Here is a 21,617-nt window from a genome sequence, read left to right on the forward strand (position 1 = left end):
CGAGGAACCGCGACGACGTGAACGGTCGCCGGTGGGTGCCCGTATCCCCTGTCGTGACGCACCAGACACAGCACCAGCACCCGCATCGAGGACACACCGCCCGGCTGCGCCACGGCGCGGCGCTCGCCCTGCTCCCGCTGGCCGTGGCGTGCGGCGGGGGAGAGGACGCCGCCGAGGAGAAACGCCGGCCGACCGCGGTGACCGCCGCCCCCGAAGCCGGCGTGGTCGCCCCCGCGAAGGTCGAGGTGATCGCCGGGCTGACCGGGTGCACCGCCGAGATCCGGATCGAGGCGGAGGAACTGCGTGAGGGGCAGTGCCGTACGAAGCAGGGCGAGTACCGGATCACCACGTTCCCGGAGGAGCGGTTCAAGGTGACCTGGCTGGACACCGCGGCTGTCTACGGCGGCAAGTACCTCGTCGGCACCCGCTGGGTCGTCAGTGCGCGGCCGGAGCTGCTGGAGGGGTTCCGGGCCCGACTCGGCGGAACCGTACAGGAGTTGAGCGGGGTCGGGCCCGCGGCGTCGCCCTCCTTCGGGCCCCAGGCGTCGGCCTCCTGAGCCGGCCCTCTGAGCGGAAGTCTCCTGACTCACCCCTCCGTGCGGAGGTGCTCCAGCACCTCCGCCAGCGGCAGGTCGAACCGGTCCTTGTCGTCGGCCCACCGGCGCAGCACGCTCGCCGCGCCCTCCGCGAGGTCCGGCGGCAGTTCCGCCGTGCGCAGGGTCGCCGCGATCTCCTCCAACTCCGGTGCCCAGCGCCAGGCCCGGGCGGCGACGCTCGGCAGCTGACCGGTCTCGGCGAGGATGTTGGACCTCAACGTGCTTGCCTCCAGGGCGAGTTCGGCCGCCACGCCGTGGCTCGCGGCGAGCGCGTGCGAGACGGCGGCCAGCACCCGGGCCGACTTCTGGAACGAGGCGTACGACATCTTCAGCGCCGACGCGGCACCGATCCCGGCGTCGAGGGGGCGGGCCAGGACCTGGGTGCCTTCGAACAGCGCCGCCACCCCGGCCACTTGCTTCCCGTCGCCGCTCAGATAGAGGCGCGGGGCGCTGCCCGGTCCCGGCGGGCCGCCGACGATCGAGCCGTCGAGCATCGGCACGCCGTGCTCCGCGCACGCCGCCGCGATACGCCTCGTGCGGTCCGGGCTGATCGCGTTGGCCTCGACGTACACGCCCCGGAAGGGGTGGGCGAGGACCTGGTGCGCCACGTCCTCCGCCGCGTGCGGAGGGCACACCGACAGCACGAAGTCGCTTGCCGCCAGGGCGGATTGGAGGGACTCGGCGGCCTCCAGGCCCGCGTCCCGGGCCCGTTGGAGACTGGCGGCGCCGCGGCCGGTCGGGACGTACAGCACCCGGGCACCCGCAAGGGCCGCCTGGCCGCCGACTTTCGCGCCCATGGCGCCGGGATGCAGAAGCGTCAACGTGGTCATGGGGCCCACGTTAGGCGGGGCCCGCGACCGGGCCGGTGCGCGGTGCCGACAACCAAGCGCGGGCCATGACTTGCCCTCCGTAGGCCCCGGCTTACTGAAACATTCAACAAATGGATCTTCGGGACCGGCAAAGGGCTCTACCCGCATAGATGATCCCGGTGCTGTCATGCTCACGACCGCCCGGAATCCCTGCCGGGCACCACTACGGGAGATCCCCCCCATGCCCCGAATATCCCGCTCCCTGGTCACCGCCCTCTCCTCCCTCGCCCTCGCCGCCGCCGGCCTCACGGTCGCCGCGGGCACCGCGCACGCGCAGAGCTGCAGTCAGGCCTACCTCCCGCTCCCCGACCCCAGTTGCCAGCCCGGTGCTTTCAACCCGGACGTCACCCAGTCCACCATCGACACCACGATCTGCGTCTCCGGGTGGACCGCGACCGTCCGGCCGTCCAGCTCCTACACCACCGCGCTGAAGAAGACGCAGATCGTCGAGTACGGCTACACCGACACCAGCACCTCGGACTACGAGGAGGACCATTTCGTCCCCCTCGAACTCGGCGGCTCCCCCAAGAGCGCGCTCAACCTCTGGCCCGAGCCGGAGTACGGCACCAAGACCGCCGCCAACAAGGACACCGTCGAGAACAAGCTCAAGAAGGCCGTCTGCGCCGGCACCGTCACGCTCTCCCAGGCCCGGAACGCGATCCTCGACGACTGGACGACCGCGCTGTCCGACCTCGGCCTGAGCTGATGTCCCCCGCATGACTCAGGGGCCGGTCTCCTCCCCCGGGAGTAGCCGGCCCCTCCCTGCTCCTTCTCGGGAGGCAGGCCAAGTGCCTCCGCAAGGGCGATGTTCTTGGGCGTCGCGAGGAAGAGTGTGGGGCATAGGAGAGGGGCATAGGAGATATGAGCCTCGGGAGGGCGCCATGAACCGACAGATCCGTGTTCGCGTGATTCGCCGGCCCGCCGCGCCCCGCGACGACACCATCGACCGCAGGACGCCGTCGGGGCGGATCCTGCCCTACTGACCTTCCGGCCGCAGGGGCGACCGCCAACTCACTGTCGTGCCCGCCCCGTCGTACACCCTCAGCCGTACGGCGTCCCGGCCGTCCGGCAGCGGAGTCGTCACGTCGACCGTGATCTCCAGGCGGGAGACGTCGGGTCGGCGGGATGCGGTGGCCAGGGCGCGGCGCAGGACGGCGAGGAGCCGGGTCGCCATCTGATCGGGGACGAGGGTGTCCACCGGGCCCTTGAAACGGGTCGACGGTTGGAACGCGAGGGTGGCCGCCGCCTCCCGAAGTACCTTGCCGCGCAGGCTCGTTGGCGCCTCCGCCGGTGGTTGCTGCAGGGCGAAGATCGCCGTGCGGACCTCCTGGACCGTCGACTGGAGTTCGTCGACGGCGCGTCCGACGACGTCGTGGGCCGGGTCGTCCGGTCCGCCCCTGCGCTGCGCGGACTCCAGCAACATGCCGGTGGCGAAGAGCCGTTGGACGACCAGGTCGTGCAGGTCACGGGCGATACGGTCGCGGTCCTCGTAGACGGCGAGGCGTTCCCGGCCGTGCTGCGCGTCGGCCAGGACCAGCGCGAGCGCGGCCTGGGAGGCGAACTGCGTTGCCAGCGACCGTTCTACGGCCGTGTAGGGGCGGTCGCCCGGGCGGCGGGGGAGGGCGAGCGTGCCGATGAGACGGCCCTCGGCCTGGAGCGGCAGCATCATGCTGGGACCGAACCGGTGCCGTACATGCGTCGTCATGCGCGGGTCGGTCGCCGAGTCGTCGATGAACACCGGCTCGCCGCCCAGGAGTTGGACCAGGACGGGGCTGCCGGGCGCGATGGTCGTGCCGACGATGTCGCCCGGGTCCTCGAAGGCGGAGGCGGTGACGATCTCCATGCCGCCCGCCTCGGTGGGCTGCAGGATCACCCCCGCCGCGGCGTCGGCCAGCGCCCGGGCGCCCTCGGCGACCGTCGTCAGCGCGCCGGCCGCCCGCTCGCCGGTGAGCAGTGCGGTGGTGACGGCCGCCGCGCCCTCGATCCAGCGCTCGCGCTGCCGGGCCGTCTCGTACAGGCGGGCGTTGCCGATCGCGATGCCGGCCTGCGCGGCGAGGACGTGCAGCAGTTGTTCGTCCTCGGCGGTGAAGGGGGCGGCGGGCCGCTTCCCGGCGAGGTGGAGGTGGCCGAACACCTCGTCCTGGACGTGGATCGGCACGCTGAGCACGCCCTCGGGCGGCGGTTCGGCCCCGCCGGTGCGGATCTCGGTGAGGCCGTCCTGCCCCGGGTCCGTCGTGCCGAGCGCCGCGTACCGTGCGCCGGTCAGCTCGGCCGCGCCGTCCACGATGTGCTGGAGGGTGGTGCGCAGTTCGAGCTCGGAACCGACGCTCAGGACGGCTTCGAGGAGGCGGGAGAGGTCGGGGACGCCGTCGCGCGGGCCGTCCGGTTCCGGGCTCAGGCGGTTGCCAGCGGGTCCAGGACCAGCGGCTCGATCTTGCCCTCCAGCATGTAACCGAGGCCCTGTACGGCGCACACGTCCGGCCGCTCGGCGATGTGCACCGGCATGCCGGTCGCCGCGCGCAGCATCTGGTCGAGGCCGGGGAGCAGGGCGCTGCCGCCGACCATCATGATCCCGCGGTCGGCGAGGTCGGCCACCAGGTCCGGCGGGCAGTTGCGCAGCACCCGGCCGATGCCGTCGAGCACGGCGGTCAGCGGGGTCTCGATCGCGTCCCGTACGGCGGCGGTGTCCACCTGCACGGAACGGGCGAGACCGGTCGCCACGTCCCGCCCGTGGATCTCGGTCAGGGCCGGGCCGTGCGGGGTGAGACCGTTGCCGGACAGCGCGAGCTGGAGCGGTCGTACGGACTGGCTCGGGAGCATCAACTCGTGCTCGTGGCGCAGGTGTTGGACGATCGCGTGGTCGACGGCCTCGCCGCCCACCGGGATGCGTTCGGCGGTGACGATCGAGCCGAGGGAGAGCACGGCGACCTGGGTCGCGGCGGCCCCGCACACCATGATCATGGTGGCCTCGGGCCGTTCGACGGGCAGTCCGCAGCCCACGGCGGCGGCGATGAGGGTGTCGACGAGTTCGACGCGCCGCGCGCCGAGCCCGACCAGCGTCTCGATCGCGGCCCGCTGCGCCAGCGGATCGGCGTCGTGCGGGGTGCAGGCGGCGGCCCGCAGCCGGGGCTTGCGGCGCAGCGCGCGGCGCACCTTGTCGCCGATCAGGTGCCGCAGCATGCGCTGCGCCATCTCGATGTCGACGACGGTCCCGCCGGAGACGGGCCTGACCACGCGAATGTAGTCGGGCGTACGGCCCGTCATCTTCTCCGCGAACTCTCCTACGGCGATCAGCGCGCCGGTCCGCGTGTTCACGGCGGCGGCGGACGGCTGGTCGACGACGAGCCCGGCGCCCTTGACGTAGACACGGGTGCGGGCGGCTCCCAGGTCGACGGCGAAATGGCAGCGTCGCAACTGCTCCAGACTGACGGTCATGGAAGGTTCTCCCGAGAGCGGACCGGGGCGTCGCCGGGCGGCGGGCCTCTTATCGCATCGTGCGGGGGCGGGGCGGTCGGCGCGCCTTGTGGTGGGCCGGGCGGGGTGCCGCTGAATGGGGGTATTTGTCTGTTATGTCTGAAGTAAGGAACGTGTAAAGACTGCTGGAGGGCGCCCTCATGACAGCCCGTCGCTCACACGGGCCGGGTCCTGATCACCCCCAGTTCCGCCAAGTCCTCGGGCCGGACCCGGAGTTGGTCCGCCGTCCGCTCCGTCTCCGCCGGCGCCCGCTTCAGGATCGCGGTGGCGAGCTCGGGGGCGATCACCGAGAAGTAACTGTCCGGCGTGGCCCAGGTGTTGCCCGGCGCGGCCAGCGCCAGCGCACCCCCGGAACCGCCCTCGCCGATCAGCAGCGTGGTGACCGGAACCCGGGCGGAAGCCACCGCGCCGAACAGGTCCGCGATCGCCGCCCCCGCCCCCTCCCGCTCCGCCTCGGCGTCGTTCGCCGCGCCCGGCGTGTCCACCAGCGTCAGCACCGGCACCCCGAGCCGGTCCGCCAGCCGGATCAGCCGCGCGGCGGTCCGATACCCGGCCGGCCGCGTCGCCGTCCCCGCCTGCGCGGCAAACGCGACGGCCCGCCCCGCCCGCTCCCCGAACCCACACAGCATCCCCGCGTCGACACCACCGCACCGGTCCCCGCTGATCGCGAGCCGGTGCGTGAAGTAACTGTCCAAGTAGCGCTCGGCGCGCGGGCGTTGGGGGTCACGGGCACGCTGCACAGCTTCCCAGCCGGTGGCCGGCGGACCGGCCGAGGTGTCCGGCACGGTCTCGTGCGCGGGCGCCGGTGGGCCGGTCGCGTCGAGGGCGGGCGACGGGCCTTCCTGCCCGGTCGTCGGGAGGCCGGCGGAGGTGTGTGGCGCGGCTTTTCGCTCGGTCGGCGGTGGGTCGCCGGCGCCGGGGGTAGGCGTGTCCTCCCGCGCGGCCAGGGTGTGCTGCGCGGTCTCGTGCGCGGGCACCGGCAGGTCGGCCGGGTTGAGGGTGGGTGACGGACTCTCCCGTCCGGTCGTCGGGAGGTTGGTCGAGGCGTGCTGCACGGCTTTCCGCCCGGCTACCGGTGGGTTGGTCGCGCCGAGGGCGGGTGGTGTGTCCTCTCGCGCGGCCGGGGTGTGCGGCACGGTCTCGTGCGCGGGCACCGGCAGGTCGGCCGGGCCGAGGGTGGGTGACGGGCCTTTCTGTCCGGTCGTCGGGAGGTCGGTCGAGGTGTGTGGCGCGGCTTTTCGCTCGGTCGGCGGTGGGTCGTCGGCGCCGGGGGTGGGCGCGTTCTCCCGCGCGGTCGGGGTGTGCTGCGCGGCTTCGTGCGTGGACGCCGGTGGGTCGGTCGCGTCGGGGGTGGGTGTCGCGGCCTCGGGACCGGGCGGCGGGGGAGTGCCCTTGGCGTGCGGGGCCGATCGGGCGCGGTGGGTGGTCGGTGCCGGGCCGTCCGCGTCGGCGGCGAGCGCCGGGTCCTCCCGCCTGGCCGTCGGCAGACCCGACCGCCCCAGCGCCGCAGGCACCGGCGCCTGCCCCTCCCACGGAGTGGTCAGCAGTCGTAGCCAGCTCCCCAGGGTTTCGCGGAGTTTCCCCGGTTCTACGATCGCGTCGGCCGCGCCCGCAGCGACCTGGGCCTCGGCCGTGTATGCCGTGGGGTCCGCGTCCGGTGGGCGGACGCGGGAGCCCGCGAAGCCGACCTGGGCGCGGGGGAGGGCCAGGATCACGTCGGCGCCCGCGCCCAGCGTGGCCCAGCCGCCGCCCGTGGTGGGGTCGCGCAGTACCGCGATCTGCGCCAACCCCGCCTCTCTGGTGAGCGCCGACTGGCGTGCCACGCGCTGGAGTTGGGTGAGGGCGATCATGCCCTCCTGCATCCGGCTGCCGCCGGTGGCGATCAACGGCACGACCGGCAGCCGGTGTTCACGGGCATACGTGTACGCCGACTCCAGCCGGTCCCCGGTGCGCTGGCCCAGCGAGCCGCCGAGGAAGCCGAACTCGAAGGCGATCAGCACCGCCCGCGTGCCCCCGACCGTCGCCGTACCGCACACCACCGACTCCGACTCGCCGGTGCGGTCGGCGGCGCGGGCCCGCGAGGCGTCGTAGCCCTGCCAGGCGAGGGGGCCGTCGGGCGTCGACTCCCTTACGGGGTGAGGGAGTTCGGCGAAGTCGTCCGCGACGAGGGCCAGGATCTCGCGGGCGGACCGGCGGTCAGTCATGGGTCAGGGCGCGCTTCAGGATCTTCCCCATGTCGTTGCGGGGGAGCGCGGTGAGGTGGTGGACGACTCGGGGGCGCTTGTGCGGGGCCAGGCGACTCGCCACGTGGTCGGCCAACTCGGCCAGCTCCGGCGGGGATTGGGGGTCCGCCGGCACGATCCAGGCCACGATCCGCTCGCCCAGGTCGGGGTCCGGTTCACCGGTGACGGCGGCCTCGCGCACCCCGGGGTGTTCGAGCAGCGCGTTCTCGATCTCACCGGCGCCGATCTTGTAACCCCCGCTCTTGATCAGGTCGGTGGCCTTGCGGCCCACGATCCGGAGATAGCCGTCGGGGTCGCGCACGGCCATGTCCCCGGTGCGGAACCACCCGTCGGCGGTGAAGGCCGCGGCCGTCGCGTCCGGCCGGTTGAGGTACTCCGTGAACAGGTTCGGCCCGCGCACCTGGATCTCGCCCACGCTCTCGCCGTCGTACTCCGGAAGCGGCGTGCCGTCCTCCTCGACCAGCCGCAGGTCCACGCCCGGCAGCGGGACCCCCACCGTCCCGGCGCGCGGCTCGCCGTCCGCCCGGACACTCGTGTTCATGAGGGTCTCCGTCATGCCGTAGCGCTCGATGACGCGGCGGCCGGTCGCCGACGCGATCCGCTCGTGGTCGTGGACCGGCAGCGCGGCCGAACCGGAGACCAACAGCCGTGCCCGGGCAAGGGACTTGGCGAGTCCGGGGTCGTCGGGGAGGGTCTCCGCGATGCGGTGGTACATCGTGGGGACGCCGAACAGCATGGTCGCCCCGTCGTTCAGCTCCCGTGCCACACCCTCCGTGCTGAACCGGCCCAGGTGCCGCACCGAACCGCCGCGCCGCAGCGGGCCCAGGATGCCCAGCACAAGACCGTGCACATGGAACAGCGGCAGCCCGTGCACGAGCACGTCCTCGCCGGTCCACTGCCAGGCGTCGGCGAGCGCGTCCAGCGTCGTGGCGATCGCCCGGCGCGGAAGCACGGCGCCCTTGGGCGGGCCGGTGGTGCCGGAGGTGTAGACGACGAGGGCGGGGTCCTCGTCGGACACCTGGACATCGGTGGCCGTCCCCACCGCGTGCACGTCGACGTCGACGCGCTCCAAGTGCCGTAGCGCAGAAGGAAGTTCGTCGCCGGGCGCAGCCAGTACCAGTGCCGGCGCGCTGTCCGCCAGGATGTGCCCGAGCTCCTTGTCGCCCGACTTCGGGTTGAGCGGCACCGCGGCCACCCCGGCCCGCAGTGCCGCCACCACGGCGACCGCCGTCTCCAGCGAGTTGGTGGCCCATACGGCGACCCGGTCGCTGCCCGCGCACCGGACCGCGAGGGCGTCCGCCGCCGCGCCCAGCTCCGCGTAGGTCAGGGACCGGTCACCGAACCTGAGGGCGGGCTGCTCGCCCGGGTTCGTCAGGGCCGGGAAGAGGGTGGACACGCGGTGCGCTCCTTGGTCGTCGGGGGCATGGGTCCCCAGACCTCAGGGACACCCCCGTTCCTACACCACGTCCGCCACCACACAACTGATGTTGTCCGGACCCCCGGCCGCGTTGGCCGCGTCGACCAGGGAACGTACCGTCTCCTCCGGGTCCCGGCCCGCGGTGAGGAGTTCGCGGATCCGGTGCTCCGGGACGACCGCGGTCAGGCCGTCCGAGCACAGGAGATAGCGGTCGCCGCGGTGGGTGTCGTGGAGTTTCAGATCGGGATCGCCGGTCGTCAACGCCTTGAGCAGCAAGGCGCGTTGGGGGTGGGAGCCGGCCTCCTCCGGCGTCAGCCGGCCCTCGTCGATCAGCGACTGGACGACCGAGTGGTCGTGCGTGATCCGGAACAGCCCGCCCTCGCGCAGCAGATACGCGCGCGAGTCCCCGATGTGCACGAGCGCCAGCTGCGAGCCCGTCCACAGCAGTGCGGTCAGGGTCGTGCCGTTCTCGTCGGGATCGGCCACGTCACGGACCGCGTCGGTGGCGCCCCGCACCGCCTCCTCCAGCAGATTGAGCACATTGCCCGCCGCCACCTCCTCGGTGTCCAGGAACCGCAGCGCCTCCACCGCCGCGCTGCTCGCGGGCCCGCCCGCCGGACCGAACCCGTCGGCGACCGCGAGCAGCCGTGCGCCCGCGTAGGCGGTGTCCTGGTTGGCGGGGCGGACCCGCCCGCGGTCCGAGTGGGCGGAGTAACGCAGTTCGAGCATGGTGGTGTCCTTTCCGGGTACGGCGGCCACGGCCGCGAGTTGGTCGACGAGGAACCCGGCGAGATCCCGCCGCACCGCCGTCTCCGCCTCGACCCGGGCCCAGAAGGCACGGATCTCACGGGCGGCGGCGGCCGGTTCGAGGGCGCACACCTCACGGATCGAGGCCAGCGGCATCCCCAGCCGCCGCAGCCACGCGACCAGCCGCGCCCGCTCGAGCTGCTCGACCGCGTAGTAGCGGTATCCGGTGTCGGGGTCCACGCGCGCGGGCCGCAGCAGCTCCAGCTCGTCGTACAGCCGCAGCGCCTTCGGCGACAGCCTGCACGCCCGCGCGAAGGCCCCGATCGTCAGCATGCTCATGCATGCCCCCCTGTCTCTCCGGTTCCGCCACCGATGCTGGGGCTTCACCGAGGGTGAAGGTCAATCCGGTTGCCCCGGTTGCGCGGGCCGTGGTTACCCTGCCAAAACGATCTACCGCCGTACGAAGCTGGAGGCTCCCGTGCCCCGAATCGCGCTCGCCACCTACGACCCCGGACCGGAACCCAGCAAGGACCGCGACCTCCCGGTGCTGGTCGAGGCGCTGCGGGCGGCCGGGGCCGAGGCCGTCGCCGTGCCGTGGGACGACGAGGGGACCGACTGGGGCGCCTACGACTTCGTCCTCATCCGCTCGACCTGGGACTACAGCTGGCGGCCGGTCGAGTTCGTGGCCTGGGCGGAGCGGGTCGGCAAGGCGACGCGGCTCGCCAATCCGGTCCAGGTCGTGCGCTGGAACACCGACAAGCGCTACCTCGGCGACCTCGCGGCGGCCGGCGTGCCCGTCGTACCGACCCGCTATCTCGCCCCCGGCGACCCGGCCGACCTCCCCGACGACCACGAGTACGTCGTCAAGCCGACCTCCGGCGCGGGCGCCCGCTTCGCCGCCCGCTACACACCCGACGAGCACGAGACGGCCGTACGACAACTGGAGCGCATGCACGCGGAGGGGCTCACCGCGATGCTCCAGCCGTACCTCACGAACGTCGACGTCAGCGGGGAGCGGGCGCTGCTGTTCTTCGGCGGGCGGTACGTCCACGCCTCCCGCAAGGGCGCCGTGCTCTCGCGGGGCACGGCCTACGACGACGACAAGGTGTCCCACCCGGACCTGGAACCGTGGACCGCCACCGAGGCCGAACTCGCCGTCGCCGAACGGGCGTTGGCCGCCGTACCGGACGCGCCGGAACTGCTGTACGCGCGTGTGGATCTCGTCGACGGGCCGGACGGACAGCCGTGCGTGATGGAACTGGAGCTCGTCGAACCGAACCTCTTCCTCGATCTGCATCCGGGGTCGTTGGCCGTGGTGGTGGACGCGGTGCTCGCCGCCGCTAGTCGCTGACCGCCGTTCTCTGGAGCAGCCCCCACGTGAACTCGGCCGCGCACCGGTGTCGTACGCCCCGCGCGTCCGGCGCGGTGAAGGCGAGGCCCCAGCGGGTGGGGGCCGTGCCCTCCAGGGGGCGGACGGGGGCGAAGGCGCGGGCCGCCTCGTCGACCGTGCAGGACCAGGGGGTCAGGTCGTCGAGAGTGCGGAGGGGCGGGGGCGCGGCGCCGGGGGCGCGGACCAGCCATTCGTTCCATACGGCGCCGTTCGGGGCGGTGAGCACCTCGAAGCGGAGGTCGGGCCACAGCGGGACCGGCCACTGCCAGGCCTCGCACTCCAGGTCGCCGATCTTGCGGTGCACGCTCGATTCCGGGGTGCCGAGGATCGAGCGGTAGCGGGAGGCGGCGGCCCGGCCTCTCGGGGAGTGCAGCATCGCCTGCCAGCGCTTGTTGGCCTCGCGCATGTCGGCGATCGAGACGCCCAGCTCATGACGGGCGTCCTCGACCAGGTCCGGGTTGTGGTCCGCCATGCGGCGCAGCAGGACGAGTTGGAAGTCGAGGGGGCTGAAGGGGCTCGCGGGGCGTTTCGCGTCGGGCATGCGATCCATCGTCGCGCACGGCACTGACATCGGGGCCGCGGCCACCGGGACTGCGGCCGGCGGGGAGGAACAGGACCGAGTTGACGTAACGGGGGCCGCGGGAGAAGGGCAGGACACGGCGCAACAGGCCTTGCGAGACGACGTACGACGTCCGGGCCTGGTGCTCCTCCAGGGGGAAGGCCGACAGCCGGACCCAGTCCCGGTTCCTGTCCGGGAGGACCCAGCCCTCATAGCCCAGCAGCGACAGATAGGTCACCACCGGGGCGATCGGCTGGATGCGTGACTCCAGTTCGACGAAGAGCGCGGGGCGGTCGCGGGCCAGGAGGCCGGTCGCGCCGTGCAGGACGGCCAGTTCGCTGCCGTCCACGTCGATCTTGATGAAGCCGACGTCCTTGAGGCCGAGCCCGTCGAGCGTGACACAGCGGACGTGCACGGCACGGGCGTGGATGTCCCGGCGGACCAGTGACGACACACCCCGGTCGCCCTCGTCGTCCGGCGGCAGCCACAGGCGGGCGGTGCCGGGGCGGTCGGAGGCGGCGGCCGGGATCACCCGGGCGTGCGCGGGGGCGGCAGCGGCGAGCAGTCCCGCCAGGTGCGGGACCGGTTCCACGGTCACGACCTGGCGCGCGTGTCTCCACAGGCGGTGCGTCCAGGGGCCGTACCAGCCGCCGACGTCGACCGCCGTGCCGCAGTCGGGCGGCAACAGGTCGGTCAGGCGGGCCAGTTCGGGTTCGAAGCGGGGGTAGACGGCACGGGCGGCGGCGGCTACCAGGCGGGTGGGGAGGAGGGGCGCGAGGCGGGCGGTGAGAGTGGTTGTCATGGGGCCATCCGTTTGAGGAGTTCCAAGTGCTCGTCGTCGTCGGTCACTTGCTCTCCGGACGAGGGCAGGAGCTGGGGGATGCCGTCGACGATGGGGTAACGGCGGCGCAGGCGCGGGTTGTAGAGGGCGTCCGTGGGCAGCAGGTGCAGGGGGCCCTTGTCGAGCGGGCAGGCCAGGATCTTCAGCAGGGGGTCGTCCGGGTTCATGGGGGAGTCAACTCCTTGGCCTCGACCGGTTGTTGAGGCGCGTTGTCGTGCTTCGGCATGGTCAGCAGGACGGTGACCGCCAGGGTCGTGCCCCCGATCCGCAGGGCCAGGCGCAGTGGGTCGTGCGGCAGCGCCTCGCCGAACGCGAGCGTGCCGAGCACCGCCGTGAACAGGCTCGTCACCGTCGTGCAGACCGGCACGATCAGCGAGGCGCGGCAGCGCTGCAGCGCCGCCTGGGACATCACCAGGCCGAACGCGCCCGTGCAGAGCAGGAGATACGGGTACGGGGAGCGCAGCAGGTCGACCACCGCCCCGCCCAGGTCACTTGTGGTCAGGAAGCTCGACACCCCCTTGATGGCGAGCGAGCTGACCCCGTACAACAGGCCCACCGCCACGCCGTATTCGACGCCCGTGGTGGGCAGCCGGTGCCGGTTGGCGGCGCGGCGCTCGGTGGACCGGTACAGCCAGACGCCGGCCGCCAGCGAGGGCACGCACACCAGCAGGATCAGCGGATAGGGCGCGGCCCGGCTGACGTGGTCCGAGCCCTCCTTCAGCGACAGGACGACCATCAGCAGGGCGGCGAGGATCGCGCCGAGCGCGTACCGTTCCCGGCCGCTGGTCTCCTCGCCGAGCATCCGCGCCGACAGCAGCACGAGCAGCACCAGACCGGACACGAAGATGCCCTGCGCGGCGGCGATCGGCAGCGTCCGGTACACGGCGAGCTGCGCGCCGAACCCGGCGGCGAGCGCGAGGGAACCGCCGATCCACAGCGGACTGCCCAGCACCAGCCGCAGCAGCCTGGCCGGTTGACGGACCGTCACCTCGGGCAGGGCCGTGAGCGCCCGTTTCTCCAGCACGAAACCGGTGCTGTACAGCACGTTCGCCAGCAGGGCCGCGGCCACTCCCCACCACACGGCCGCGCCCCCTACGTCTTCCGCGCGTGCAGCAGCAGGATCGACGCCAACTGCGGTCTGGCACAGGCCAGTCGGTCGAGGGGGCGCAGTGGGCGCGGTACGCCGTGGAAGGGGGCGCCCTTGAGTCCGACGACCTCGAAGCCGGCCGCCGTCACGAACTCCCGCAGCGCGCGCGGGGTGTAGAGCCGCAGATGTCCTACGACCTCCTTGCCCGGGCGGCCGTGGATCGCGCGCAGGCTCACCTCCGAGAACACGGGCTGGACACCCGCGAGCAGCAGGGCGCGGTTGTACCAGGCGGCTAAGTTCGGTGTGGACAGCATGAGATGGCCTCCCGGGCGCAGGACCCGGCGGATCTCGGCGAGCGCCGTGTCCGGGTCGACGAGATGCTCGATCACCTCGCTGAACAGCACGGCGTCGGCGACGGCCGTGCGCAGCGGCAGCGCGGTGAGTTCCCCACGGACCGTGTACGGAAGGTGAGTTCGGGCTCGGGTCAGCGCGTCCTGGGACCAGTCGACGCCGATGACGCGGTGGCCGGTGAGGAGGGGCGCGGCGGTGGCCGCCGCGGTGCCGTCGCCGCAGCCGATGTCGAGCACGGTGCGGGGGTGGTGGGTGGCCGGGCCCAGGGCGGTGGCCAGCACGCGGGCCTGGCGGAGGGTGCGGGAGGGGCCGGAGGCGACCGGAACGGCGGGGTTCTCGTAGAAGTCGCGGAGGCCGGGGTGGTGCGGGGCGGTGGTCGTCATGCCGCGTGCTCCTCCGTCGTGTGCAGGTAGTGCTCGAACAGGTCGCGGAGGTGGGCGCCGTCGCCGGGGCCGAGGAGGGTGCGCGACCAGCGCAGGGCCACGTGCAGCCTTCCTGCGGTGGAGGCGGTGGTCACGGTGAGGCCGCGGGGCATCCGGGCGGGCGCCGAGAACCACACGGCGTGCGCCCGCCCGGCCGGGTCGCCGAAGTCCAGGGCGTACGGGATACGGCCGATGTTGCTCAGGAGGGTCGTCGAGGTCCAGGGCGCGGCGGCTCTGCGCAGGCCCCGGGTGAGGGTCGCCCGCCAGGCGACGGGGACGACGGGAGCCGTCAACAGGGCTGCTCCGTGGCCCAGTTGGGGCCGTGGGAGGGCCTTGAGGGCGCGGGTGCGGGTCGCCGTGCGGTGGAGCAGTTCGCCCATCTCGGCGGGGTCGGTGGTCAACTCGTGGGGCGCGAAGGTGACTTCGACGAGTCGGGTGCCGTTGCCGATGGGCATGTCCGTGCCCCGGGAGCGGTCGTCCACGGGCATCGTGATGCGCAGCGGGCGGGGGTGTGCGCCGTGTTCGCGGTTCCAGTGGGCGATCATCAGGGCCGTCGTGACCATGAGTTGGTCGTTCACGGTGTACGGGGAGCCCTTGGGGCGGTGCGGGACGGTGAGTTCGGTGAGGAGGAGGCCGTTGCCGCCGGGGGAGGGGTCGGGGGTGCCGGGGGCGACGCGGGCGGGCGGGGTCCAGACGGACGGCGTGGCCGTGGGGGGTTCGGGGGTGTCCGGGGGGCGGGTCGGTGGGGCGGTCGGGGCGTTGTCCCTGCCGCCGTACAGCTCCGCTGCGGTGGCCAGGACGCGGAGGCAGGCGGGGCCGTCCAGGGCGGTGTGGTTGACGGTGAGGAGGAGGGCGGTGCCCTGGGGGAGTTCGACGGCTTCCAGGCGGATGGGCGGGGATGCGGTCAGGGGTGGGGCGTGGTCCAGGGAGCGGGTGCGGGCGTGTTTGAGGGCGTCGCGGGTGGCGGGCGTGAAGGTCGTCACCTCCACGTCCGGGTCGTCGGTCAACTCCCATTCGTAGCGGCGGCGGTACCAGGGGCCCGGGGCCTCGCGCATGAGGATGCGGGGGTGGTGGTGCAGGGCCTGGGTGAAGGCGGTGCGGAGCCGTTCCGGGTCGAGCGGGCCGGGGAGGTGGACCTCTATGTGGACTGTTTCCGGTTCGGTGGACTGGTGGCAGTGGCGGGCTATTTCGTCGACTGTGGGGAAGGGGATGCGGGTGGGGGAGCGGGGGTGGTCGAGTGTGGTCATTGGGGGTCGTCCTTTTGGTGCGGGTCGGTAGGGGCTGGTCGCGCCCGCGCGGCGGAGCCGCTGATGTCACGGCCCCGCGCCCCTTCAGGGGCCGCTGGTGGTGACGTGGGCTGAGACTCCCCGTGGCCCGGGCCGGGTGCCGAGATCGTGGGGCCGGACTCGATCGCCCCCGGGCCCTCGCCGGCGTGCAGCTCCTCCCAGGTACTTGGCCTTCCCCCACCCCCCGACGGCTCGCCCATCGCGCTCGTCCCCCGCTCCCGTTGCGGCAGCGGCGCCGGTGACGCCGGCAGGACCAGCGTCGAGTCCGGGGACTCCGGGGCCCGCCACTCCCGTACGCTCACCAGCCCCGTGAACAACCCGATCAGCGCGAGGAGTTGGGCCGCGCGGCTGAACGCTCCCTCGCCCGCGCCCACCGGGTCGCCGGCGCCCGTCGCCGCCACGGTTCCCGCCCCCGCCAGTGCCACGAAGGCGATCGGGACGAGCAACGCGTGGCGGCGGTACGCCAGCAGCGCCAACGCCGGGACCAGCAGGGCGAACCAGCCCGCGATCACCACTCCCACCAGGGTCAGTGCCACCGTGCCCAGCCAGAAGCCCGGGAGGGGCGGGGGTGGTTGGAGCTCGTCGGGGTTGGGCTCTCGGCGGCGCCAGATCACCAGGGCGAGGAGGACTGCCACGGCCGCACCGCTGCCGATGAGGCCTGCCTCGTACGTCGTTGCCGGTGTGTAGGACAGCTTGATCGTGCCGCCCGCGCCTGCGGGGACGCGCCAGCCCTGCTGCCAGCCGTCGAGGCGGACCGGGGACAGCTCCTTGCCGTTGAGGGTGGCCTTCCAGCCGTCGTTGTAGTTCTCGTACGTGGTGAGGTAGGAGGCCGCGCCCGAGCCGACCGTCACCTCGCGGCGGTCGCCGAGCCAGTCCACGACCCGTAGGTCCCGACCGGTCTCCGTCGCCGGTGTGACAGTTCCCCGGGTGAGTGTCACGTCTGTCAGGGAGAGGGGTCCCGCGTCGCCCGCCTCGACCCGGTGCGTGCCCGACGTCAGCTCCAACGCCGGGTCGTTCCTGCCCTCCTGACAGAGCGTCACGTCAACCGCCCGGCGCTCCGTCAGGTCCCGTACCGTCCCCGTCACGCTCGTCTGGTACAGCTCGCCGTCGACCGCCACCACGGGCCCTTTTCCGCAGGCCAGCGTGAAAGTGCGGGTGGGGTCGGGCTGGGGGGTGCGGTACTGGTCGAGGGCCGGGATGTAGGCCTCGGACAGGCCAACGGGGAGTTGGAGGTTCTCGTCGGCCACCGGGTTGTGGAGCGTGAGCGGGGCCGTCTTCGTGATCGTGATGTCGAGGTGGTCCGTGGTGATCGGGTCGAAGCGGACCATGCCGTTCTCGTCGACGCCGGCGATCGTCGCGCCGTCGGGCGAGCTGATGTCGACCTCGGTCGCCCGGGTCGACAAACCGCCCGCGGGCGCCAACACCACTTCGCCCACGGCCTGTTTGCCGGTCCAGCTGAGATGGATCGTCGGTCGGTCGCCCGCCACCCAGCCCGTCGTCAGGTCGCCGTCCGTCAGGTTGCGGGCCGAGAGGCCCGCCCCGAGCGCCGCCGTGGAGTCCGCCGTCGCCGTGATGCGGTGCTGCTGGCCGGGGGCCACCTCGTAGAGGAGTTTGTCCAACTCCTCGCCGGGGATCGCCACCGCGCTCGCCTTCATCTCGTACGTTCCCGCCGTCGACGTCGAGAACGTGCGGTGCAGGCCCGCTTCCGTGCCCGTCGGGGAGAGTCCGGTCGGGTCGGCCGTGCGGTGCAGGGAGATGATCTCGGCGGCCGAGTCGGAGCTGTCCGCGTCGGTGGGGAGTTTCAGGAGCCGGGTCACCTGGACGTGCGGCAGGGCGATTTCGGAGAAACCCGCGCCGGTGAGTCCGGTGCGGCGGGCCACCGAGTCGACGATCGTCAGCTTCATCCAACTCGTCGTGCCGGAAGGGGCTTTGACCGTCTGTGTCATGCCGTTCGGCTGGAGGTAGCTGGTCACCGAACCCTTCGCCGTCTCCACCCTCACCTCCGTCGCCGCCGCCCGCACGCTCTCCTGCGGGAGCGGGGTCACCTTGAACGAACCCGGCATGTCGTACGACCCGCCCGTGAAGCCGATGCGCAGCCACTGCCCGTTCGGGGAGCCCGCCGCGCCCTCGGCCCACGCGGTGTCGGGGTTGCCGTCGAAGGCGTTCACCGGGTCGAACTGGGGCAGCTGGAACAGCCAGTTGCCGCTGGAGGACGCCGTCACCGAGCGCGCGCCGCGCAGCTCGGCCACCGTCTGATGGGCGATGCCCTTCGTCGGCAGGATCTGCTTCGGCTTCTTGCCCGCGTCCTGGACGGCGTCCGGCGCGTTGCGTTCGTCGGGGGTGTACGTGTACGAGGTGTTGGCGTCGACCAGACCGAACCGGGTGTCGGCGCGGCGCAGTCCGTCGCCGAGGATCTGGAGCGGCGGGGAGCCCAGCCCCGGGTGGTTGTCTCCCGTCAACACCGTTGCCCGGCCCCGGAGTTCGGTCGCGAGGGGGAGCAGGGACTCCGGTCCGCCGGAGACCACCGCCGTGTCGGCCACCGGCGTCAGGCCCGCCTGGCCCGGCCGTACGACGTCCTTGCTCGTCGGCTCGTAGATCTCCACCGCCCGCTGGCGCGGATAGAGGCCCTCGACCTGGAGGGGCGTGTCGTTGGCGATCCGGCCGCCGGTCATGACGGGCCCGAGGCCGGTCACCCGCTGGTATCCCGACTGCTCCAGGGTGCGCTTCACGGTGGTCGTCGGGACGTAGCCGATCTGGTCGGGGTCGAGGTCGTTGCGGACGACGACGTAGTAGATGCCGGCCCGGCTCAAGTAGTCGGCCAGGCCCGGGACTTCGCCGCCGGAGTCCAGTGCCTGTTCCACCGCGTCCATCGCGCGCCGGTTGCCGGGGGTGCCCATCGGGACGTAGTCCCGTTCCGCCCAGCGGGAGTCGGCCAGGACATCCAGGGGCTCGTCGATGGGCGAGCCCCAGGTGTAGATGCCGTGCGCGGTCGCCGGGACGACCAGGGCGCGGGAGTCGGGGGAGTACTTGTGCAGCCAATCGGCCGTGGACTGCCAGTACTTGGGAAGCTGCTGGAACGAACCCGGGTTCAGGATCGACCCGTTGAGATACGGCCACGCGAGACCGGGCAGCACCAGGACCACCGCGATCAGCGGGGCGAGCCGACGCCCCCGGACCGGACGGGCACCCCGCGATTCGGCGGCCACACCCACCAGGTGGGCCAGGCCCAGGACGAGGGTAAGGGCCAGCCCCGCCTGGAACTTGTAGATGTTGCGGAACGGCACGAGCGGGCCGTTCAGCCAGTCCTGCACCAGCCCGTGGAAGGGGGCCCCGAACGAGCCGCCGTACCCGGCGAACAGGATCAGCGCGATCGACACCCCGACCAGCACCAGCCAGCGCCGCTCCGGCATGTCCCGGCGGGCCAGTCCGGCGAGACCGAGCCCCGCCGCGAGTGCCGAGCAGACGATCACGATCACCGAGGAGGCGACCGTCCAGCCGGCCGGTATCCAGGCCTCCCCGAGGTGCAGATAGGCGACCCAGTCACCGGCTCCGCGCAGCCCCTCCGTCGCCGACATGGTGTCCGTCGTGGTCTGCGAAGTCTCCACGTAGGGAAGGAAGTTCTCGCCGTAGACACCGAGCATCAGCAGCGGGATCCACCACCATGCCGTAGCCAGAATGACCCCGGGCACCCACCATCCGATGAGCTTGCGCTGCCGGGGTCCGGCCGGGCGGGACAGCAGATACAGGCCCACCGGGAACAGGGACGCGAGGGTCGCCGCCGCGTTGACCCCGCCCATGAACGGGACGATCAGCGCCGAGCGCAGGGCGGCCACACGGGCCGTACAGCGCTCGTTGGTCAGCGGCAGCAGGACCCAGGGGAGGAAGGCGCCGGGCAGTGCGGCGGCCGAGGTCGAACCGACGACGATCGTGAACACCGGCCACAGCGCGTAGGTGACGGCGGCGAGCAGCCGGGACGCCGGACTCCCGACCCGCAGCCGCTCGGCCAGCCGCAGCGCGCCCCAGAAGGCCACCGAGACGACCAGTGACAGCCACAGCCGTTCCGCCAGCCACACCGGCAGGTGCACGGCGTGGGCCAGCCAGTAGAACGGCAGCATCGGCCAGAGATAGCCGGCGTACTGGTCCTGGATACCGCCGAAGGAACCCCGGTCGTGCCACAACTGCCCGAGATCGGAAAGGAATTGCCCGGGGTCCACGGTGACGCCGAGCTTGGTGTCGAAGGTCTGCCGCCCCGGATGCACGGCCAGGAACAGCACGAACACCACGGCCCAGAACCCCAGCAGCCAGCGCCACGACCTGGGACCCTCCGGGGGCCCGGCCAGAGTCGTGCTGGTGGGATCGGCCGCCGGGGGCGGAGCCTGGACCGTGGTCGCCGTCATCGTGGACACCGCCGGAGGATGAGGAGGAGGTTCCAGGTGGCCAACTCCCTTATCCCGGGCGCCTTGACGACGGCTCGGTCGAGGAAGGGCCAGTAGCGGGACCGCGCCGCGACGACCGTCACGTCGTCGCGGGCACGGACCTGCCGCAGGGTGGCACCGATGTGCACGGCGAACAGGTTCTCGCCGAGAGTGTGCTTGGCGGCCTTGCCGGTACGGCGCCGGTAGCGGGCCCGGGCCCGTTCGGCACCGAGGTAGTGCCAGGGCGCCCACTCGTGACCGCCCCACGGGGACAGCCAGTTGGTGAACGACACATAGATCAGCCCACCGGGCCGCGTCACCCGCGCCAGCTCACTCAGGAACGTCTGCGGATCGGCCACATGCTCAAGGACGTTGGACGAGAAGGTCACATCGGCGACCCCGTCCGACAGGGGGAGCAGATACCCGTCCGCGACCACCGTCCCGTCCGGCGGCTTCTGCCCCAACTCCCGTACGTCGGGCTCGAAAAGATAGGCGTGGGCGCCGCGCCGCCGGAACTCCTCGGTGAAGTAACCACTCCCACCGCCGACATCGACGACGGTACGACCGGTGACGGGACCGTCGTAGGCCTCGACTTGATCGGCGGCGTCGCGGGCGAGCAGCGAGTAGCAGAACTCCGGGTCGTCCTGCTCATGCAGAAAGGCACGGAAGAGGGCCACCGATCTGCGCAGGGAGGGATCCTTGGGGCCGGTCACGACCCCCAGCCCCTCACCGCCTCAGCGGCAACAGCCCGAAACTGTCTGACGGTCCGGTGCCAGCGATAACGCGCCGCCCGATCACGAGCCGCCTTGCCCATCAGCTCACGGCGATGCGTGGACAGCGCGAGCGTGCACCAGGCAGCCGCGAAGGACGACTCCCCCCGCGCCAGCACCCCCGTCTCCCCGTCCACGACGGAGTCCCGCAGCCCAGGCACGTCGAACGCGATCGCCGGTGTCTCCCGGGCGGCGGCCTCCGTCACCACCAGCCCCCACCCCTCCAGCGCGGAGGGATGCAGCAACAGCCAGGCGGCGCAAAGGAGTTCGTGCTTCCGCGACTCGGAGACATGCCCGGTGAACTCCACACCGGGCCCCGCGAGTCGCTCCAGCCGCTCCCGCTCGGGCCCGTCGCCGACGATCAGCAACCGCCCGCCGGTGACCGGCCGCACCCGCTCCCACAGCCGTAGCAGCAGATCGATCCGCTTGTACTCGACCAGCCGCCCCACCGCCACGAACAACGGCTCCGGCGAGCGCTCGGCACAGGGACCGGGTTCTTCGACTCCGTTGTGGACGACCCGGATCCGGTCCCGCTCGATCCCGATCCCGCGCAGCGCGTGCGCGGTGGAGGGAGAGACCGCGACCAGCAGGCCGCGATGCTGCGCCCCGGTCAGCGCCCACTGTTCGAGCCGTCGGCCGATCCGGGCCGCCGGGGCCATCGGCCCGTCGAACCGCATCTTCCACACATCGGTGTGGACGTGGTTGACCAGGCAGATGGTGGGCCCGTGATGCCAGACGGGAGCGAAGTAGGGCATGCCGTTGCACACCTCGACCAGCAGATCGCAGTCACCGATCGACCGGGTGAACGCCGTACGGGCGCGCAGGAAGTGGCCGTAGGTGCCGCCCGCCGACACGACCCGGTAGTCGCGGTAGGCCGCGGGGCCGCCGCACAGCAGGGTCACCTGGTGGCCGAGCCGGGTCAGGCCGTCGGCGAGTCTGTCCACGAGGAGTTCGGAGCCGCCGGCCGAGGGGTTGTCGAGATCCCGGTGGGCGAGGAAGACGATGCGGCGCGGTTGCGGCACCGGCGTCGCGTGGTGCTGCGCGGCCGGTGGGGACGCCGTACGCAGCGGGTGGGGCACGTGCTGGGGCATGGGTGCTCCAACTCGTCTCGGGGTGCGGAACTCTGCGGGGAGATGGAAGGACAAGGGCT

General features: G+C 72.5%; 17 protein-coding genes and 2 pseudogenes. 3 read left to right on the top strand and 16 right to left on the bottom strand.

Annotated features, from left to right (window positions below):
* Positions 1–53 precede the first annotated feature (53 nt).
* A complete protein-coding gene (locus tag SSP08S_RS07825) occupies positions 54–557 on the top strand; it encodes a hypothetical protein (protein ID WP_019067019.1) in 504 nt (167 codons plus the stop codon).
* 29 nt (positions 558–586) lie between these two features.
* Here the strand turns inward: SSP08S_RS07825 and SSP08S_RS07830 are convergent, their stop codons facing one another.
* Positions 587–1,426, bottom strand: a complete 840-nt coding sequence (locus tag SSP08S_RS07830) for an NAD(P)-dependent oxidoreductase (RefSeq protein WP_019067020.1) — start codon at positions 1,424–1,426, stop codon at positions 587–589.
* Between the two features lie 220 nt (positions 1,427–1,646).
* Between SSP08S_RS07830 and SSP08S_RS07835 the strand changes: the two genes are divergently transcribed.
* The gene (locus SSP08S_RS07835; RefSeq protein ID WP_019067021.1) at positions 1,647–2,171 is read left to right on the top strand and encodes a hypothetical protein; all 525 of its coding nucleotides are present in this window, start codon (positions 1,647–1,649) and stop codon (positions 2,169–2,171) included.
* Positions 2,172–2,441: 270 nt separating this feature from the next.
* On the opposite strand, the gene SSP08S_RS07840 is transcribed toward SSP08S_RS07835, so the two are convergent.
* The 6 genes and pseudogenes from SSP08S_RS07840 to SSP08S_RS07860 form a co-directional block, all read right to left on the bottom strand.
* Positions 2,442–3,863 carry a GAF domain-containing protein gene (locus SSP08S_RS07840; RefSeq protein WP_051105873.1) on the bottom strand — a complete coding sequence of 474 codons (1,422 nt, stop codon included), beginning with the start codon at positions 3,861–3,863 and terminating at the stop codon, positions 2,442–2,444.
* The gene (locus SSP08S_RS07845; protein ID WP_019067023.1) at positions 3,860–4,900 is read right to left on the bottom strand and encodes a rod shape-determining protein; all 1,041 of its coding nucleotides are present in this window, start codon (positions 4,898–4,900) and stop codon (positions 3,860–3,862) included. The genes SSP08S_RS07840 and SSP08S_RS07845 overlap by 4 nt, the downstream gene beginning before the upstream one ends.
* Positions 4,901–5,094: 194 nt before the next feature.
* A pseudogene (locus tag SSP08S_RS54990) lies at positions 5,095–5,709 on the bottom strand (carboxyl transferase domain-containing protein); the annotation flags it as partial.
* A 711-nt stretch (positions 5,710–6,420) separates the two neighbouring features.
* Positions 6,421–7,143 (bottom strand): annotated as a pseudogene (locus tag SSP08S_RS54995) (carboxyl transferase domain-containing protein); the annotation flags it as partial.
* Positions 7,136–8,578 carry an acyl-CoA synthetase gene (locus SSP08S_RS07855; RefSeq protein WP_019067025.1) on the bottom strand — a complete coding sequence of 481 codons (1,443 nt, stop codon included), beginning with the start codon at positions 8,576–8,578 and terminating at the stop codon, positions 7,136–7,138. The gene SSP08S_RS07855 and the pseudogene SSP08S_RS54995, both read right to left, overlap by 8 nt.
* 60 nt (positions 8,579–8,638) lie before the next feature.
* Positions 8,639–9,685, bottom strand: a complete 1,047-nt coding sequence (locus tag SSP08S_RS07860; RefSeq protein WP_019067026.1) for a MerR family transcriptional regulator — start codon at positions 9,683–9,685, stop codon at positions 8,639–8,641.
* Between the two features lie 139 nt (positions 9,686–9,824).
* Between SSP08S_RS07860 and SSP08S_RS07865 the strand changes: the two genes are divergently transcribed.
* Entirely contained in the window at positions 9,825–10,697 is an 873-nt protein-coding gene (locus tag SSP08S_RS07865) for an ATP-grasp domain-containing protein (protein WP_019067027.1), read from the top strand.
* On the opposite strand, the gene SSP08S_RS07870 is transcribed toward SSP08S_RS07865, so the two are convergent.
* Genes SSP08S_RS07870 through SSP08S_RS07910 form a run of 9 tightly spaced genes read right to left on the bottom strand, consistent with a single transcriptional unit; the run spans position 10,687 to position 21,558 of the window.
* On the bottom strand, positions 10,687–11,277 hold the full coding sequence (locus tag SSP08S_RS07870; protein WP_102133299.1) for a hypothetical protein: 591 nt from the start codon (positions 11,275–11,277) through the stop codon (positions 10,687–10,689). The two genes, SSP08S_RS07865 and SSP08S_RS07870, sit on opposite strands and share 11 nt — an antisense overlap.
* Positions 11,165–12,097, bottom strand: coding sequence for an FkbM family methyltransferase (locus SSP08S_RS07875; protein ID WP_019067029.1), 933 nt, complete (start codon positions 12,095–12,097; stop codon positions 11,165–11,167). The genes SSP08S_RS07870 and SSP08S_RS07875 overlap by 113 nt, the downstream gene beginning before the upstream one ends.
* Positions 12,094–12,303 (bottom strand): Trm112 family protein, encoded by a 210-nt coding sequence (locus SSP08S_RS07880; RefSeq protein ID WP_019067030.1) that lies wholly within the window; start codon positions 12,301–12,303, stop codon positions 12,094–12,096. Before SSP08S_RS07880 ends, SSP08S_RS07875 begins: the two co-directional genes overlap by 4 nt.
* Entirely contained in the window at positions 12,300–13,205 is a 906-nt protein-coding gene (locus SSP08S_RS07885) for a DMT family protein (protein WP_019067031.1), read from the bottom strand. The genes SSP08S_RS07880 and SSP08S_RS07885 overlap by 4 nt, the downstream gene beginning before the upstream one ends.
* Before the next feature lie 23 nt (positions 13,206–13,228).
* The gene (locus SSP08S_RS07890; protein ID WP_019067032.1) at positions 13,229–13,957 is read right to left on the bottom strand and encodes a class I SAM-dependent methyltransferase; all 729 of its coding nucleotides are present in this window, start codon (positions 13,955–13,957) and stop codon (positions 13,229–13,231) included.
* Entirely contained in the window at positions 13,954–15,243 is a 1,290-nt protein-coding gene (locus SSP08S_RS07895; RefSeq protein ID WP_019067033.1) for a condensation protein, read from the bottom strand. The genes SSP08S_RS07890 and SSP08S_RS07895 overlap by 4 nt, the downstream gene beginning before the upstream one ends.
* Positions 15,240–19,679 (bottom strand): alpha-(1->3)-arabinofuranosyltransferase, encoded by a 4,440-nt coding sequence (locus tag SSP08S_RS07900; RefSeq protein ID WP_019067034.1) that lies wholly within the window; start codon positions 19,677–19,679, stop codon positions 15,240–15,242. The genes SSP08S_RS07895 and SSP08S_RS07900 overlap by 4 nt, the downstream gene beginning before the upstream one ends.
* Positions 19,676–20,410, bottom strand: coding sequence for a class I SAM-dependent methyltransferase (locus SSP08S_RS07905; protein ID WP_043259321.1), 735 nt, complete (start codon positions 20,408–20,410; stop codon positions 19,676–19,678). Before SSP08S_RS07905 ends, SSP08S_RS07900 begins: the two co-directional genes overlap by 4 nt.
* The gene (locus SSP08S_RS07910) at positions 20,407–21,558 is read right to left on the bottom strand and encodes a glycosyltransferase family 4 protein (protein ID WP_019067036.1); all 1,152 of its coding nucleotides are present in this window, start codon (positions 21,556–21,558) and stop codon (positions 20,407–20,409) included. The genes SSP08S_RS07905 and SSP08S_RS07910 overlap by 4 nt, the downstream gene beginning before the upstream one ends.
* Between the last annotated feature and the right edge of the window lie 59 nt (positions 21,559–21,617).

Origin of the sequence: Streptomyces hokutonensis, assembly GCF_000376565.1 — a bacterium.
Classification (GTDB): domain Bacteria; phylum Actinomycetota; class Actinomycetes; order Streptomycetales; family Streptomycetaceae; genus Streptomyces; species Streptomyces hokutonensis.